General features: G+C 75.2%; 13 protein-coding genes and 1 pseudogene. 9 read left to right on the forward strand and 5 right to left on the reverse strand.

From position 1 onward, the window contains the following. Together LG632_RS24335 and LG632_RS24340 are read left to right on the forward strand one after the other, a co-directional pair. Nucleotides 1-190: pseudogene (locus tag LG632_RS24335) on the forward strand (hypothetical protein); the annotation flags it as partial. 209 nt (nt 191-399) lie between these two features. Then, nucleotides 400-1,503: a calcium:cation antiporter gene (locus tag LG632_RS24340; RefSeq protein ID WP_226729632.1), complete on the forward strand. Its 1,104-nt coding sequence runs from the start codon at nt 400-402 to the stop codon at nt 1,501-1,503. A 56-nt stretch (nt 1,504-1,559) separates the two neighbouring features. Here the strand turns inward: LG632_RS24340 and LG632_RS24345 are convergent, their stop codons facing one another. From LG632_RS24345 to LG632_RS24365, 5 genes are all read right to left on the reverse strand, one after another. Next, nucleotides 1,560-4,070: a penicillin acylase family protein gene (locus LG632_RS24345; protein WP_374203562.1), complete on the reverse strand. Its 2,511-nt coding sequence runs from the start codon at nt 4,068-4,070 to the stop codon at nt 1,560-1,562. Between the two features lie 217 nt (nt 4,071-4,287). Next, nucleotides 4,288-5,121: a YhjD/YihY/BrkB family envelope integrity protein gene (locus LG632_RS24350; RefSeq protein ID WP_374203564.1), complete on the reverse strand. Its 834-nt coding sequence runs from the start codon at nt 5,119-5,121 to the stop codon at nt 4,288-4,290. Nucleotides 5,122-5,203: 82 nt separating this feature from the next. Beyond that, nucleotides 5,204-6,490 carry a phenylacetate--CoA ligase PaaK gene (paaK, locus tag LG632_RS24355; RefSeq protein ID WP_226729634.1) on the reverse strand — a complete coding sequence of 429 codons (1,287 nt, stop codon included), beginning with the start codon at nt 6,488-6,490 and terminating at the stop codon, nt 5,204-5,206. Between the two features lie 77 nt (nt 6,491-6,567). Then, a complete protein-coding gene (locus LG632_RS24360) occupies nt 6,568-7,182 on the reverse strand; it encodes a GNAT family N-acetyltransferase (RefSeq protein WP_226729636.1) in 615 nt (204 codons plus the stop codon). 39 nt (nt 7,183-7,221) lie between these two features. Continuing rightward, nucleotides 7,222-8,940 (reverse strand): acyl-CoA synthetase, encoded by a 1,719-nt coding sequence (locus tag LG632_RS24365; RefSeq protein WP_226729637.1) that lies wholly within the window; start codon nt 8,938-8,940, stop codon nt 7,222-7,224. A 161-nt stretch (nt 8,941-9,101) separates the two neighbouring features. Here LG632_RS24365 and LG632_RS24370 point away from each other — a divergent pair, with 161 nt between their 5' ends. From LG632_RS24370 to LG632_RS24400, 7 genes are all read left to right on the forward strand, one after another. After that, nucleotides 9,102-9,902: a crotonase/enoyl-CoA hydratase family protein gene (locus tag LG632_RS24370; RefSeq protein WP_226729639.1), complete on the forward strand. Its 801-nt coding sequence runs from the start codon at nt 9,102-9,104 to the stop codon at nt 9,900-9,902. Nucleotides 9,903-10,045: 143 nt separating this feature from the next. Continuing rightward, on the forward strand, nt 10,046-11,011 hold the full coding sequence (locus tag LG632_RS24375; protein ID WP_226729641.1) for a Zn-ribbon domain-containing OB-fold protein: 966 nt from the start codon (nt 10,046-10,048) through the stop codon (nt 11,009-11,011). Further along, complete coding sequence (locus LG632_RS24380) at nt 11,011-12,078, forward strand: thiolase family protein (protein WP_226729642.1); 1,068 nt, start codon at nt 11,011-11,013, stop codon at nt 12,076-12,078. The genes LG632_RS24375 and LG632_RS24380 overlap by 1 nt, the downstream gene beginning before the upstream one ends. Next, a complete protein-coding gene (locus LG632_RS24385; protein WP_226729643.1) occupies nt 12,071-13,237 on the forward strand; it encodes a thiolase family protein in 1,167 nt (388 codons plus the stop codon). Before LG632_RS24380 ends, LG632_RS24385 begins: the two co-directional genes overlap by 8 nt. 112 nt (nt 13,238-13,349) lie before the next feature. Further along, nucleotides 13,350-13,577, forward strand: a complete 228-nt coding sequence (locus tag LG632_RS24390) for a DUF397 domain-containing protein (RefSeq protein WP_264202207.1) — start codon at nt 13,350-13,352, stop codon at nt 13,575-13,577. Between the two features lie 142 nt (nt 13,578-13,719). Continuing rightward, entirely contained in the window at nt 13,720-14,124 is a 405-nt protein-coding gene (locus LG632_RS24395) for an ACT domain-containing protein (RefSeq protein WP_226729646.1), read from the forward strand. 93 nt (nt 14,125-14,217) lie between these two features. Next, nucleotides 14,218-16,799: ATP-binding protein (locus LG632_RS24400; RefSeq protein WP_226729647.1), on the forward strand; the 2,582-nt coding region annotated here is incomplete at its 3' end.

A 16,799-nucleotide genomic window follows, 5' to 3' on the forward strand; every position in this document is an offset into this window, starting at 1 on the left:
CCGCACCGGCGGAGTCACCCGCACCGGCCTGGACGCCGACGGGGCCACCGGCGGCGGCGCGGTCGACGGCATCGTCGCCACCCCGGACGGCACCGTCGTCGGGGGCAACGGCGGCCCCGGCGGCGCCATCGCCCAGCCCGGCCAGCCCGGCACGGCCGGCGGCAACGGCTTCCTCGTCGTCTTCTGGTGACCCGCGCCGCCTGCGGGTGACGCCCCGTCGCCTTCCGGCGACCCCGCCCCGGCGACCGCCGGGGCGGGCACCGGCCGCGGCACCCCGGACCCCGGGGCGCCGCGGCCGGCGCACGGGCCGCGTCCGTTCGGCGCACCCTCCGGCCCTTCACGGTTCGCGGCGTTCGCGCCGTTCGCCCCGAGTCACCCGGTCGTGGCAGGTTGGGGGGCATGAGTACGGCAACAGCACGCAAGTCCCCCGTCACCGACTGGACCCTCGTGGTCCCGGTCCTCTCCCTCCTCGCGCTGGTCCTCAGCTGGGGACGGGACCTGCCCGGGTTCGCGGTGGCGGTCGTCGCGCTGTGCCTGGCCGGCGCGGTCCTGGCGGCCGTCCACCACGCCGAGGTGGTCGCCCACCGGGTGGGTGAACCCTTCGGTTCGCTCGTGCTCGCCGTCGCGGTCACCGTCATCGAAGTGGCCCTCATCGTCACCCTGATGGCCGACGGCGGGGACAAGACCGCCTCGCTCGCCCGGGACACCGTCTTCGCCGCCGTCATGATCACGTGCAACGGCATCGTCGGCCTGTCCCTGCTGGTCGGGGCCCTGCGCAACCGCGTGGCCGTCTTCAACGCCGAGGGGTCCGGCGCCGCACTGGCCACCGTGGCCACCCTCTCCGTCCTCAGCCTGGTGCTGCCGACGTTCACCACCACCAAGCCGGGCCCGGAGTTCACCACCGCCCAACTGGCCTTCGCCGCCGTCGCCTCGCTCGCCCTCTACGCCCTGTTCATCGCCGTGCAGACGGTCCGGCACCGCGACTACTTCCTCCCCGTGGACACGGGCAAGGCCCCCTCGCAGGACGACCACGCCGAACCGCCCACCGCCCGCGCCGCGCTGCTCAGCCTCGGGCTGCTGCTGGTCGCCCTGGTGGCCGTCGTCGGCAACGCCAAGGCGGTCTCGCCCACCATCGAATCGGCCGTCAGCGACGCGGGGCTGCCGCACGCGGTCGTCGGTGTGATCATCGCCCTGCTGGTGCTGCTGCCGGAGACCCTGGCCGCCGTACGGGCCGCCCGTCGCGACCGCGTCCAGACCAGCCTCAACCTCGCCTACGGCTCCGCCATCGCCAGCATCGGCCTGACCATCCCGGCCATCGCGCTGGCCTCGGTGTGGCTGACCGGACCGCTCGTGCTGGGGCTCGGCCCGACCCACATGGTGCTGCTCGCCCTCACCGTCGTGGTGGGCGCGCTGACCGTCGTACCGGGCCGGGCCACCCTGCTCCAGGGCGGGGTCCACCTGGTCGTCCTGGCCGCGTACCTGTTCCTGGCGGTCAGCCCGTAGAAACGGGCGGAGCGGCCAGGACGAGCAGCACCAGCGGGGGCCGGGGGCACCAGGCCCTAGCGGCGTTCGCGCACCACGACCACCTTCAGCGACGGCGAGCTGAGGATGTCCCGCTCGCAGAACCGGGCCCGCACCCACCGTTCCCGCGAGAACAGCCAGGTCTGGTCGGCGTGGTGCGGCGAGAGCGGGTTCGACGACTGGCCGTACGTCAGCAAGGTGCGGGCCACCGGGCAGCGGCTGCCGTCCCAGCCCACCGCCTGGATGTGGCTGCTGCCGTGGGTGACCTCCGGGTAGCCGCCGCCGGCCGCGCGCCACGGGGCCTCGATCTTGTCCCAGACGCCGAGCGCCTCCGTCCCGCCGCCGACCGGGATCCGCCGGCCGTCGCGTACGACGAACTGGTGCTCGCCCAGCGGCGCGTCCAGCGCGATCCCGGCCGCCCGCAGCTCCGCCACCGTGTCGGCGAGCGCCCGGGCGAGGCCGGGAGCGGAGGTGTTCAGGCCGCGCGGGGTGCGGACCGGGTCGGCGGCCGAGAACGGCACCAGCCACAGGTCCTTCGCCGGTGCGGCCGCCGTCAGCTTGCGCCAGAACCGGTCGAACAGCAGCGCGCCCCGGCTGCCCGTGTCGGCCTTGCGGTCCCAGCCGGCCAGCACCGGGCACGCGGCGGAGACGTCCACCACGGAACCGTCGCCGGCCACCGCCGTCCCGCCCGGCAGCGCCGCGCAGGCCCGCGCCGCGTCGGCCGCCGCCAGGTCCCCGGCGGGCACCCGGTGGGCGAACTGCTGCTCCTGGAGGTCGGCCACGGTCAGCCGGCCCCGCGCCGCCAGCGCCGCGACGTCCTCGACCGCCCCGCGGGTCCGCAGCGAACGGGCCGTCCCGATCGTGCCCCAGATCCGCTCGTACCCGGTCAGCGGCCGCTCGGCATTGGCCAGCCAGGCGCTGTCGTTGGAGTTCTCGGCGTACGGGGCGTCGCGCAGGGTCGGGGTCCGCGCCGGGCCGAACACGCCCGGCTGCACCGCGTCGGGGTCGGAGCCCGGCGCGCACGCGCCGCGCGAACCGTCCAGCACCGCGAGCCCGGCGGCGGGGTACGTCGCCCGGCCCAGCGGGGTGGAACAGGCGGCGGCCAGCTCGTCGGTGATCCGGGGCAGCACCTGCGACTGGGTGAACAGGGTGCCGCCGGCGGCGTCCGCGGCGACGGTGTTGACCCAGGGCAGGCCCTGGGTGCGGGCCAGCGCTTCCTGGACGCCGGACACCGAGCGGGCCTTGCCGAGGGCCAGGGCGGTGTCGGTGCCGCGCAGGTTCCGCGCGTTGGGGTCGCCCAGCGCGTAGGCGGTCGTGGCCGTCCACGGCAGGGGCAGGCCCGGGCCGAGGGAGGTGAGGACCGGGCCGTAACGGGTCCACCACTGGGTGCGGGTGACGGGGGCGGAGCCGGCGGGGCCCTCGACGGTCACGGTCCGCGGGGTCATCCGTTCGGCCCGGCCGTCCACCAGGTACGCCGTGGGGTCGGCGGGGTCCAGGGTGAGCTGGTGCAGGGCGACCGGGGTGCCGGTGGCCACGGTGTGGCTCCAGGCGACCTTGTCGTTGAACCCGATGCTGACGGCGACGGTGCCCAGCAGCGAGGCGCCGGAGACGTCGAGCTCGCCGGGGATGGTCTGCTGCGCCTGCCAGAACCGGCGCCCGCCCTGCCAGGGGTAGTGCGGGTTGCCGAGCAGCAGGCCGCTGCCGTTCGCGGAGGTGGCGCCGGAGAACGCCACGGCGTTGGAGCCGTGGTCGTAGCGGCCGGTGTCGAAGAACTCCCGGGCCGCCTCGGCGGCGGCCTGCGGGTCAGGGGCCGCAGGCGCGGCCCCGGGGGACGCGGCCGACCCGGGAGGCGCGGCCGACCCGGGCGGCGCGGCGGTGGCGCTCGGCGGGCGGGCCGCGGTGATGCCGTCCACCGCGCGTCCCTGGCCGCCGAGCACGGATATCGCGAAGGCGCGGCGCGCCACGTCGAGTTCCGTGACCGGACCCACCCAGCCGGCGTCCTTGCAGGCCGGGTCGGTGATCCGGTTCTGGGCGAGCCAGGCGTTCCAGCCGGCGGCCCAGCCGCGCATCAGCTCCCGGGCCCGGGAGCTCGGACCGGCGGGCGCGGGGGTGGCCAGCAGCTGTTCGACGGTGCCCGCGTCCTTGACGCCCCGGAAGTACAGGTCGCTGGAGAGGTTCGTGGTGGCGGAGGACAGGGAGGCGTCGGGGGCCGCGTCGGGCCCGAACCAGCGCGCCCGCTCCCCGCGTACGGTCGCGAAGCCGTCGGCCAGCACGCAGACCTGGTCCGCGGCCTGGGCCCAGCCGGTGCCGAAGCCGAGGCCGGCGTAGTCGGAGGCGAGGACGTGCGGGACGCCGTACTCGGTGTAGCGGACGATCGCGGACAGCCGGCCGTCCCGGTCGGGTCGGGAGCCGGCCGGGTCGGTGGCGGCCGAGGCCTGCGGGGTGAGGGCGGCCACGGCGAGCAGGGCGGCGCCGAGGAGGGCGGGGCGGCGCAAGGCCGGGCGGCGTGGCGCCGGGCGGCGCGCGGCGGGGCGGGTGCGCAGAGGCAAGGTGTCTCCCAAGTAGCCTGCGGTGGAGCGTGGTTACTGGTGGAGCCGGTGGTGCGCCGTGCCCCCACACTCATGCAGGCGTGCCGAGCGTCTGTCAACATCGCGTCCGGTGTCCCGTCGGTGTCCCGGGTGGTGTCCCTTCCGGCGTCCCCCGTGGTGCCGGGCCGGAGCGAGGCGTGCCCGTGCCGGGGCGTGGCGTGCCGTGCCGGGTCGCCGGTCAGGCGGGGCCGTCGTCCGGCAGGAGGCCCTCGTGGTGCAGCCGGCGCAGGGTGAGGTGCTCGTGGACCAGCCGGCCCACCAGCGCGCCGCCGTACGTCACGAAGCCGACCCCGACGAGCCAGGACTGGACGACCAGGAGGGTGCCGAAGGGGCCGTACGTGACGGCGTTCGAGGCGATGAGCGGGGAGAACACCAGCTGCGAGAAGATCCGCAGGCCCAGCAGGCCCGCGCTGGTGGCCACCGAGCCGGGCAGCAGGGCCCGCCACCGCACCCGGCCGCCGAGCAGCAGCCGCTGCGAGCCCCAGAAGAACAGGCAGGTGCCGACCAGGTCGCCGACGGTGCCGAGCGCCGAGCCGAGCAGGTCCGCCGACGAGCCCGGGATGACGACGAGAACGCCCAGGTAGCACACCAGCAGGCCGAGCCAGACCACGTGCCGCCACATGGTGTGCCAGCGGGCGGTGGGCAGGTCCCACACCTTCTCGTAGCCGGTCTGCACGGCCGAGCCGAAGGTCAGGCCGAACACGGCCAGGGCCGCCAGGCCGAAGGCGGTGGTCCGTTCCAGTGCCAGGTCGGCGGCGCCGAACAGCATTTCGACCCGCTCGCGCGAGGACTGCGTCACCCCGAGCGCCTGACCCAGCCAGCGGCCGAAACTGGTGCCGCTGCCGGGTGCGGCGGCGGCCACCACGACCAGCAGCGGTACCAGCGTGAGGAACCCGAGCGCGGCGAACCCCATGGCCCGGTGCATCAGTTCCATCTCCCGGCCGCGGCTCCAGGCCAGCCCGACGGGCGAGGCCAGGATCCGGTCGTGCAGGTGCCGCAGGGTCGAGGTCACACCTGTTCCCCTACCCGGAGGGCCCCGCAACCTTGAGGTGAAACCCCGTAAATGGGCCCGAAGGGGTGGTTTCGGCGGAGGGTCAGTCGCGTAGGTCGACGATGCGCTTGATCTTGCCGATCGACCGCTCCAGCGTGTGCGGATCGACGATCTCCACCCCGACCGAGACCCCGACGCCCTCCTTGACCGCCCGGGCCACCGCCGCCGCGGCCTCCTCCCGGTCGGCGGCGCCCGCCCCGGGCCGGGCCTCGGCCCGTACGGTCAGGGCGTCCATCCGGCCCTCGCGGGTCAGCCGCAGCTGGAAGTGCGGGGCCACGGCCGGGGTGCGCAGCAGGATCTCCTCGATCTGGGTCGGGTAGAGGTTCACCCCGCGCAGGATGATCATGTCGTCGCTGCGGCCCGTGACCTTCTCCATCCGCCGGAACGGGGGCAGCGCGGTGCCCGGCAGCAGGCGGGTCAGGTCACGCGTGCGGTACCGGACCACCGGCATGGCCTCCTTGGTCAGCGAGGTCAGCACCAGCTCGCCGGGTTCGCCGTCGGGCAGCACCTCACCGGTGAACGGGTCCACGATCTCGGGCAGGAAGTGGTCCTCCCACAGGTGCAGTCCGTCCTTGGTCCCGACGGCCTCCTGCGCCACGCCGGGGCCGATGACCTCCGACAGCCCGTAGATGTCGACGGCGTCGATGCCGAGCCGCTCCTCGATCTCGCGGCGCATCTCCTCCGTCCACGGCTCGGCGCCGAAGACACCCGTGCGCAAGGAGGTGCTCCGCGGGTCGATGCCCTGGCGTTCCATCTCGTCGATCAGGGTGAGCATGTACGACGGGGTCACCATGACCACCTCGGGGCGGAAGTCCTGGATGAGCCGCACCTGGCGGTCGGTCATCCCGCCCGACGCGGGCACGACCGTGCAGCCGAGCCGCTCGGCGCCGTAGTGGGCGCCCAGGCCGCCGGTGAAGAGCCCGTACCCGTAGGCGACGTGGACGATCTGGCCGGACCGGGCGCCGGCCAGGCGCAGTGAGCGCGCCACGACCTCGGCCCAGGTCTCCAGGTCGCGGTCGGTGTACCCGACGACGGTGGGCTGTCCGGTGGTGCCGCTGGAGGCGTGGATCCGCCGGACCTGCTCGCGGGGCACGGCGAACATCCCGAACGGGTAGTGGGCCCGCAGGTCGTCCTTGGTGGTGAAGGGGAAGCGGGCCAGGTCGGCGAGGGAGCGGCAGTCCTCGGGGTGCACCCCGGCCCGGTCGAAGGCCTCCCGGTAGTGCGGGACCCGGGTGTACGCGTGGAGCAGCGAACGCCGCAGCCGCTCCAGCTGGAGCGCCCGCAGCTCCTCGACCGTCCCCGGGAGCCCCTCGAAGCCATCCGCCCGCACGTCCGTCACCTCACCGAAGATCCGACCGACCGATCATTCGGCAGCGTGCCGGAGATCGGGGCGCAATTCAATGGGGGTCAGGTCGCGGGGCGGCCCCGGTGGGCCCGCCATTCGGGGGCGAGGATCGACATCAGCGTGGCGTCCACGCGCTCGCCCTCCCACAGCAGGGCGTCCCGCATCACGCCCTCGACGCGGAATCCGACCTTCTCGTAGGCGCGGCGGGCGCGCGGGTTGAAGGCGTACACCTCCAGTGAGATCCGGTGCAGGCCGAGCGCCTCGAAGCCGTGCCCGACGAGCAGCCGGGTCGCCTCGGTGCCGATGCCCCGCCCGTACGTCCCCGGGACCAGGCCGATCCGGAAGCTGCAGCTCTCGTTGTCGGGGTCCCATGCGGTGAGCACCGCCTCGCCGACGGTCCGGCCCGTGGCCCGGTCCACGACGGCCAGGTCGAGCCGGCCGTCCTGGTCGTGCCGGGTGCGGTACCAGGTGCGCAGCCCCGCCTCGTCGAACGTGCCGTGGCTGCCGGTCAGCCGGGCACCCTCGGCGTCGGTGAAGCTCGGCAGCAGGGCGGGCACGTCGTCCTCGGTGACGGGACGCAGGACGACGGCCTCGCCGTGCAGGGTGGGCTTGTCCAGCCAGCTCGTGGGTGCCGGATGGGAGTCGGTGGGTGCGGAAGACGTCGAGGTTGCGGTCATGCGCGCATTCTCTGCGACCGCGGCGGGCTTGTCCTGCGGTTATTTCCCGGCGCCGGCGTTCGCCCCGGCGCTGCCCTGCGCGTTTCCCCCGGCGCCGGCGCTTCCCCCGGCGCTCCCCTCCGCGCTTCCCCCGGCGCTCACCCCGGCCGCCTCCGCCGCGACCGCCTTCGCCCAGCGGTAGTCCGCCTTGCCGCTGGGCGAGCGCTGGATCGCAGGGGCCAGGACCAGCTGCCGGGGGATCTTGTAGCCCGCCAGCCGGCTCCGGCAGTGGGTCTGGATCTCCTCCAAGGTGGGCTCGGGCGCGCCCGCCCGGACCTGGACCACGGCCGCCACATGGCTGCCCCACCGGGGGTCCGGCACGCCCGCGACCAGCGCGTCGTACACGTCGGGGTGCGCCTTCAGCGCCTGTTCGACCTCCTCCGGGTACACCTTCTCCCCGCCCGTGTTGATGCACTGCGAGCCGCGCCCCAGCACGGTGACGATGCCTTCCTCGTCGACGGTGGCCATGTCGCCGAGCAGCACCCACCGCTCCCCGCCCCGCTGGAAGAAGGTCTCGGCGGTCTTGACCGGGTCGTTGTAGTAGCCGAGCGGGACGTGGCCGCGCTGGGCGAGCCGGCCCGGTTCGCCCACCGGCACCGGTTCGTGCGTGACCGGGTCGACCACCTGGGTGCGGTCGTTGACCTGCAGCCGGAAGCCCGTGCCGGGGCCGGAGTCGTCGGTCGCGCGGCCGTTGGAACCGGACTCGGAGGAGCCGAAGTTGTTCAGCAGCAGCACGTTCGGCGCCAGCGCCCGGAACTGGTCGCGCACGGTGTCCGACATGATCGCCCCGGACGACGACAGGCTGAGCAGCGAGGACAGGTCGGTGTCCCGCAGCGGCCCGTGCAGGGCGTCGACCAGCGGCCGGAGCATGGCGTCGCCCACCAGGGACACGCTGGTGACCCGCTCCTTCTCGATGGTGCGCAGCACCTCCTCGGGCACGTACTTGCGGTGCAGCACCACCCGCTGCCCGTAGTTGAAGGCGACGAACGTGGTGAGGGTGGAGGTGCCGTGCATCAGCGGGGGAGTGGGGAAGAAGGTGAGCCCCGCGCCGCCCGCGGCGACCCGCTCGGCCAGCTCCTCGGGACGCTTGACCGGTTCGCCCGAGGGCGCGCCGCCGAACAGCCCCGCGAAGAACAGGTCCTCCTGGCGCCACATCACGCCCTTGGGCATGCCCGTGGTGCCGCCGGTGTAGATGATGAAGAGGTCGTCGGGCGAGCGCGGCCCGAAGTCCCGCGCGGGCGATCCGCCCGCCTCCGCCTCGGTGAACCCCACGGCGTCCAGGGCCGGGGCGTCCGCGGGTGCGGCGCCCACCCGGACCAGGTGGCGCAGGGTGCGGGCCCGGGGCGCGGCGGCCGCCACCCGCTCGGTGAACTCCGCGTCGAAGACCAGCGCGGCGAGGTCCGCGTCGCGGTAGAGGTAGGCGAGCTCCTCCTCCACGTAGCGGTAGTTGACGTTGACCGGGACCAGCCGCGCCTTGAGGCAGGCCAGCACCGTCTGGACGTACTCGACGCCGTTGTAGAGGTGGAGTCCCACGTGCTCGCCGCTGCGCAGTCCGGCGGCCAGCAGGTGGTGCGCGATCCGGTTCGCGGCGGCGTCGAGCTCCCCGTACGTCAGCCTGCGCTCGGCCCCGCTCCCGGGGTGGTCGACGTGGACGAGCGCCTCGCGCCGCGGGACCGCGTCGACGACCGATTCGAACAGGTCGGCAAGGTTGTACTCCACCGTTCCTCCTGACCCCGGGCATCCGATGGCGGTCATTAGAGCGCCGCTCGGCACAACACGGAAGGGCGCCGGAGAAGAAAACTGACTGGGTGTCAGAAAACCCTTGAACTGCTCCGCCCCCTCCTGCAACCTGTTCTAGGTCTTGAGACGGGAGGACGGCAATGGGTGGGACCGAACACCTCACCGTGGAGCGCCACGGCGCCACGCTGGTGCTCACCATGAACAGGCCGGAGGCCAAGAACGCGCTCTCGCTGCCCCTGCTGGTCGGCCTGTACGACGGCTGGCTGGAGGCCGACGCGGACGACGGGATCCGCTCCGTCGTCCTCACCGGCGCCGGCGGCGACTTCTGCGCCGGCATGGACCTCAAGGCCCTGGCCGGCCAGGGCATGGCGGGCGACCACTACCGCGAGCGCCTGCGGGCCGACCCGGACCTGCACTGGAAGGCCATGCTGCGCCACCACCGGCCGCGCAAGCCCGTCATCGCCGCCGTCGAGGGCTACTGCGTGGCCGGCGGCACCGAGATCCTCCAGGGCACCGACATCCGGGTCGCCGCCGAGAGCGCCACCTTCGGCCTGTTCGAGGTCCGGCGCGGGCTGTTCCCCATCGGCGGCTCCACCGTCCGCCTCCCGCGGCAGGTGCCGCGCACCCACGCCCTGGAGATGCTGCTCACCGGCCGGCCGTACAGCGCCGCCGAGGCCGCCGCCATCGGGCTGGTCGGCCACGTCGTCCCCGACGGTGCCGCGCTCGACAAGGCCCTGGAGATCGCCGGGCAGATCAACGCCTGCGGACCGCTCGCCGTCGAGGCCGTCAAGGCGTCCGTCTACGAGACCGCGGAGCTGACCGAGACCGACGGGCTCGCCGCCGAACTGGAGCGGGGATGGCCGGTCTTCGACACCGCCGATGCCAAGGAGGGGGCGCGCGCCTTCGCGGAGAAGCGCCCTCCCGTCTACCGCCGCGCCTGACCCGCCGTCCGCCGTCCGCCGTGCGCCGCCGTCCGCCGCCGTGCGCCGCCGGCAGCCGGCAGCCCGGCACCCGTCCGAACGCCCGCCCGCAGCCCAGCGGTGCCGTGCCGCGCCGGCCGCGTCAGACCACGAAAGAGCCGCCCATGCCAGCCGCGCCCGTCCCCGAGGTGCTGAGCGCACCCCTGGTCGTCGAGTTCCCCTTCACCCGCTCCCTCGGGCCCGTGCAGAGCGCCTTCCTCACCGGCCTGCGCGAACGCGTCGTCCTCGGCGTGCGCACGGGCGACGGCCGGGTGATGGTCCCGCCCGTCGAGTACGACCCGGTGACCGCCGAGGAACTGCGCGACCTGGTCGAGGTCGCGCCCACCGGCACCGTCACCACCTGGGCCTGGAACGACCACCCCCGCCGCCGGCAGCCGCTGCGGACCCCGTTCGCCTGGGTGCTGGTCCGCCTGGACGGCGCCGACACCGCCCTGCTCCACGCCCTCGACGCCCCCGGGCCGGAAGCCGTCTCCACCGGCATGCGGGTGCGCGTGCGCTGGGCCGCCGAACGCACCGGCGCCATCACCGACATCGCCTGCTTCGAGCCGGACGAGGACCGCGGCGCGCCCGCCGTCGCGCCCGCCCCGCACGACGGGGTCTTCACCGACCCCGTCACCGGCATCGTCGCCGAGGCCCGCCTCGACTACACCTACAGCCCCGGCCGCGCCCAGAGCGCGTACCTCCACGCCCTCGGCGAACGACGCACCGTGGGCGAGCGCTGCCCCGACTGCCGCAAGGTCTACGTGCCCCCGCGCGGCGCCTGCCCCACCTGCGGGGTGGCCACCACCGAACAGGTCGAGGTCGGCCCCGCCGGCACCGTCACCACCTTCTGCATCGTCAACATCAAGGCCAAGAACCTCGACATCGAGGTCCCCTACGTCTACGCCCACATCGCCCTGGACGGCGCCGACCTGGCCCTGCACGGCCGGATCGGCGGCATCCCCTACGACCAGGTCCGCATGGGCCTGCGGGTGGAGCCGGTGTGGACCGACGGCGGCCGCCACCCCGACCACTACCGCCCCACCGGCGAACCGGACGCCGCGTACGACACGTACAAGGAGCTGCTCTGATGGCACACGGCAGGGACCCGCGCGACGTCGCGGTGGTGGCCTTCGCGCAGAGCGACCACCTGCGCCGCACGGACGACCTCAGCGAGGTCGAGATGCTCATGCCGGTGCTGCACCGGGTGCTCGCCGACACCGGCCTGACCACCGGCGAGATCGGCTTCACCTGCTCCGGCTCCAGCGACTACCTCGCCGGCCGGCCCTTCTCCTTCACCATGACCCTCGACGGGGTGGGCGCCTGGCCGCCCATCTCCGAGTCGCACGTCGAGATGGACGGCGCCTGGGCGCTGTACGAGGCCTGGGTCAAGATCCGCACCGGCGAGGCCGACACCGCGCTCGTCTACGCGTACGGCAAGTCCTCTCCCGGCTCGCTGCGCGACGTGCTGACCCGGCAGCTCGACCCCTACTACGTCGCCCCGCTCTGGCCCGACTCCGTGGCCCTCGCCGCCCTCCAGGCCCAGGCCCTCGTGGACGCGGGCGAGACCGACGAGGACGCCCTCGCCGCCATCGGCGCCCGCAACCGCGCCGCGGCCGCGCACCACCCGCACGCCCAGCTGCGCGGCACGGTCCCGCCCGGTGACTACCAGGTGCGGCCGCTGCGCACCGGCGACTGCGCGCCCGTCGGCGACGGCGCCGCCGCCGTGGTCCTGGCGGCCGGGGACACCGCGCGCCGGCTGTGCGCCCGGCCGGCCTGGATCACCGGCATCGACCACCGGATCGAGGCGCACGCGCTCGGCGTACGCGACCTCACCGACTCCCCGTCCACCCGGCTGGCCGCCGAACGCGCCGGCGCCTTCGACCGGCCCGTCGACACCGCCGAGCTGCACGCGCCGTTCAGCTCGCAGGAGGTGGTCCTGCGCAAGGCCCTCGGCCTGGCCGACGACGTCACCGTGAACCCCTCCGGCGGCGCGCTCGCCGCCCACCCCATGATGGCGGCGGGCCTGATCCGGATCGGCGAGGCGGCCGCCCGCATCCACCGCGGCGCGTCCGACCGGGCCCTGGCCCACGCCACGTCCGGCCCCTGCCTCCAGCAGAACCTGGTGGCCGTCCTGGAAGGGGATGCCCGTGAGTAAGGAACCCGTGGCCGTCGTCGGGATCGGCCAGACCAAGCACGTCGCCGCGCGCCGGGACGTGTCCATCGCCGGGCTGGTCCGCGAGGCGGCGCTCGCGGCGCTCGCCGACGCCGAACTCACCTGGTCCGACGTGGACGCCGTCGTCATCGGCAAGGCCCCCGACTTCTTCGAGGGCGTGATGATGCCGGAGCTGTACCTGGCCGACGCGCTCGGCGCGGTCGGCAAGCCGATGCTGCGGGTGCACACCGCCGGTTCCGTCGGCGGCTCGACCGCGCTGGTCGCCGCCAACCTCGTCGCCGCCCGGGTGCACCGGACGGTCCTCACCCTCGCCTTCGAGAAGCAGTCCGAGTCCAACGCCATGTGGGGCCTGTCCCTGCCCGTGCCCTTCCAGCAGCCGTTGCTGGCCGGTGCCGGGGGCTTCTTCGCCCCGCACGTGCGCGCGTACATCCGCCGCACCGGCGCACCGGACACGGTGGGCTCCCTCGTCGCCTACAAGGACCGGCGCAACGCCCTGAAGAACCCGTACGCGCACCTGCACGAGCACGATCTCACCCTGGAGAAGGTCCAGGCCTCGCCCATGCTGTGGGACCCGATCCGGTACTCGGAGACCTGTCCGTCCTCCGACGGCGCCTGTGCCATGGTCCTCACCGACCGGACCGGCGCGGCCCGTTCGCCGCGCCCGCCGGCCTGGGTGCACGGCGGTGCCATGCGCAGCGAGCCCACGCTCTTCGCGGGCAAGGACTTCGTCTCCCCGCAGGCCGGCAAGGACTGCGCGGCCGACGTCTACCGGCAGGCGGGGATCACCGATCCGCGCCGGGAGCTCGACGCCGTCGAGATGTACGTGCCGTTCTCCTGGTACGAGCCGATGTGGCTGGAGAACCTCGGCTTCGCCGAGGAGGGCGAGGGCTGGAAGCTCACCGAGGCCGGGGTCACCGAACTCGACGGCGACCTCCCGGTGAACCCCTCCGGCGGGGTGCTCTCCACCAACCCCATCGGGGCCTCGGGGATGATCCGCTTCGCCGAGGCGGCCCTGCAGGTCCGCGGCCGGGCGGGCGAGCACCAGGTGCCGGGCGCCCGGCGGGCACTCGGACACGCGTACGGCGGCGGCGCGCAGTTCTTCGCCATGTGGCTGGTGGGCAGCGAGCGGCCGGCCACCTGAGTGGCCGATCACGGTCGGCCGGGCCCGAAAGAGGCCCTGTCGGTCGTCCGCCGGGCATGGCTAACCTGGCCCCCGGACGACGACCGGGAGGAGCACGCACGTGGCCGAGAGCATGACGTCCCATTCCGTCGGCGGGTGGAGCAAGCCCGACCTGGACCTCAGCGACGCGGACTGGCAGTCGAGCAGCAAGGGGGCCGGTGACGTTCAGATCGCCTTCGTCGAAGGCTTCGTCGCGATGCGCAACGCCGGCCGGCCGGGCAGCCCCTCACTGATCTTCGCGCCGGACGAGTGGCGCCGGTTCGTCCTGGGCGCCCGGGGCGGCGAGTTCGACCTGACGTAGGCCCGCCGTCGGGCCCGCCCGCCGTACGGGGCGGGGCGCGAGCGACCCCGCGGCCGCCTCGCGCCCCCGCGGCCGCCTCGCCCCCGCCCCGCCACCGGCCGGTCCGCGGCCGGACGGCGGACGGGGCGGATAGGCTGGCCGCATGAGCGCGGAGAGGGACCTGGGCGCCCTGCTGAGGGGCATGCGGCCGGAGTGGAACGAGGGGCGGTTCGTCTTCTGCACCCTCCCCGGGGAGACCGCCGTCCCCGAGGGGCTGCACCCCGTCGCCACGGTGCTGGAGCCCGAGGGGATCACCCTCGTGCTGCCGCAGGACACCGCCGACGCCGCCGGGCTGCGCTACGACTACGTCGCCGGGTGGATCACCCTGCGCGTCCACTCCGCGCTCGACGCGGTCGGGCTGACCGGGGCCTTCGCGGCGGAGCTCGCGGCGCACGGGCTGAGCTGCAACGTGATCGCCGGGTTCCACCACGACCACCTGTTCGTGCCCGAGGAGCGGGCCGCCGAGGCGGTCGCCGTCCTGGAGGCGCTGGCCGCGAGGTCGGCGTAGGCACCGGACCCGGCGCAATTGTGATCATCGGGGTACGCGCGCGCGTGCGCGGGCGTACGCTGATTCCCCGAACCGGTGTGGGGGGTACCAGCCATGACGGATCGCCGGGCCCGGACGCGGCGGAACCTGCTCGAACGCGAGGCCGAACTCGCCGGCGTCGACGAGGCCCTGGCCCGGCTCACCGGTGCCGCGCCGCACGAGGCCGACACCGGCGGCGGCCTGCTGGCCCTGTCGGGCCCCGCCGGACTCGGCAAGACCAGCCTCCTCGCCGAGGTCCGCCGCCGCGCCCACGCCGCGGGCTGCACCGTCCTCGCCGCCCGGGGCGGCGAGCAGGAACAGAGCCAGCCCTTCCACGTCGCCCGCCAGCTCGTCCAGCCGCACCTCGCCGCCAACGGCTCCCAGGACGAACTGCGCGCCGTCCTCGGCAGCTGGTACGCCATCGTCGGACCCGCCCTGGGCCTGTGCGCCCCCGTGGCCGGCGCTCCGCCCGATCCCCAGGGGCTGCGCGACGGCCTCGACTGGGTGCTCACCCACCTCGTCGCGCAGCGCGCCCCGCTGGTCCTCCTCCTCGACGACGCCCACTGGGCCGACGCCGAGTCCCTGGGCTGGCTCGCCGCGTACGCCCCGCGCACGGAACACCTGCCGCTGCTGCTCGTCGTCGCCTACCGGCCCGACGAACTGCCCGCCCACGCCGAGGCGTTCCGCACCCTGCCCGGCCGGGCGGGACGCCGCCCCCTCGCCCTGGCCCCGCTCAGCCCCGCGGCCGTCGGCGCCCTGGTCCGCGAGAGCGTCGGCGGCCACGCCGACGACGCGTTCTGCCAGGAGGCCTGGGCCGTCACCGCGGGCAACCCCTTCGAGGCCGTCGAGCTCACCGCCAAGGTCCACGCCCGCGGCCTGGACCCCGTCGCCACCAGTGCCCCGCTGCTCCACGACCTGGCCGCCGCCCAGCGGGGCGGCGCCCTGGCCGCCCGGATCGAGCGCCTCGGCCCCTCCACCGTGCGCTTCGCCTGGGCCTGCGCCGTCCTGGGCACCGCCGTCCCCCAGGACCTCGCCGCGCGGGTGGCCGCCGTCGGCCCCGAAGAGGCCGAAGCCGCCACCGAACGCCTGCGCGAGGCCCGCGTACTGTCACCCGCCGCCGGGCCCGGCGCGGCCGCGCCCACCGGGCCCGCGGCATCCGCGGCCGCCGCCGAGCCCGAGGCGCCGCTCGAGTTCGTCCACCCGTTGATCGCCACCGCGCTCTACCGGGCCGTGCCCGACGCCCTGCGGGTCGCCCTGCACGGCCGGGCCGCCGTGGCCGTCGTGGACGCCGGGCTCGGCGCCGGGGCCGCCGCGCGGCACCTGCTGGAGACGCATCCCGAGGGGGACCCCTGGGTGGTGCGGACGCTGCGGGAGGCCGCGGCCGAGAACCTGCGGGCCGGGGCGCCCGAGGCCGCCCGGCGCCAGCTCGCCCGGGCCCTGCGGGAGCCGCCCGCCTTCGACGAGCGGGCGGCCGTCCTGTACGAGCTCGGCTGCGCCTCCCTCCTCACCGAACCGGCCAACACCGTCAACCACCTGCGCGACGCCCTCGCCGAACCCTTCGACGACCCCGGGCTGCGCCAGGGCATCGTCATCCGGCTGGCCCAGGTCCTCGCCCACACCGACCGGCTGGCCGAGGCGTCGGCCACCCTCGGCGGGGAGATCCCGCGCACCCGGGACCCCCGCGCCCGGCTGCGCCTGCAGGCCGAGCAGTTCATGTGGGACGCCTTCCGGGCCGACGAGCCCGACTCCCCGGCCCGCTCCCGCCGCCTGGCCCGGCTCGCCGACCGGCTCACCGGCCGCGACCTCACCGAGCGCTACGTCATCGGGCTGCGCGCCTGGGACGCCACCTTGCGGGGCGAGCCCGCCGAGGTGGCCCTCGGCCACGCCGCCCGGGCGCTCGGCGAGCACGGCCTCAGCTGGGCCCACGAGGACCGCGGCTTCGAGGTCCCCGTGCTCGTCGCCCTGACCTACCTCTACGCCGACCGGCCCGACCGCGCCGAGGAACTCTTCGAGGCCGGCACCGCCGAGTTCGAACGCCAGGGATGGCGCGGGGCCCACCTGTCCTTCGCGTACAGCCTGCGCGCCTACATCCGCTACCGGAGCGGCCGGCTGCCGGCGGCCGAGGAACTGGCCCTGGCCGGCCTCCGGCTGGCCGAACGCGTCGGCCGCCGCACCCCCGTCCACTGGTACGCCGTCACCATCCTGATCGAGATCCTGCTCGCCCGCGGCCGGGTGGACCAGGCCTGGCAGCTCGCGCGGGAGCACGACTACGGCGAGCCCTTCCCGGCCGCCGTGGTCTTCCCCGACTCCCAGACCGTCCACGCCGCACTGCTGCTGGCCCGCGGCGAGCGCAAGGCGGCCGCGGCCGAACTGGAGGCGGTGGGCCGCCGCCTGACGCCGCGCGGCATCCAGAACCCCTCCTGGTGCCCCTGGCAGCTGCACCTGGCCCAGGCACTCGCCCCCGACGAGCCCGAGCGGGCCCGCTCCCTGGCCGAGGACGCCGTCCGCCGCGCCCGCGCCTTCGGCGCGCCGTCGGCGATCGGCCAGGCCCTGCGCCTGGCCGCCGAGGTCGCCACCGGCCCGCGGCGCACCGCCCTGCTCGGCGAGGCGGTGGCCACCCTGTCCGCCTCCCCGGCCGCGTACGAGCTGGCCCGCGC

Origin of the sequence: Streptomyces antimicrobicus (genome assembly GCF_020532625.1) — a bacterium.
Classification (GTDB): domain Bacteria; phylum Actinomycetota; class Actinomycetes; order Streptomycetales; family Streptomycetaceae; genus Streptomyces; species Streptomyces antimicrobicus.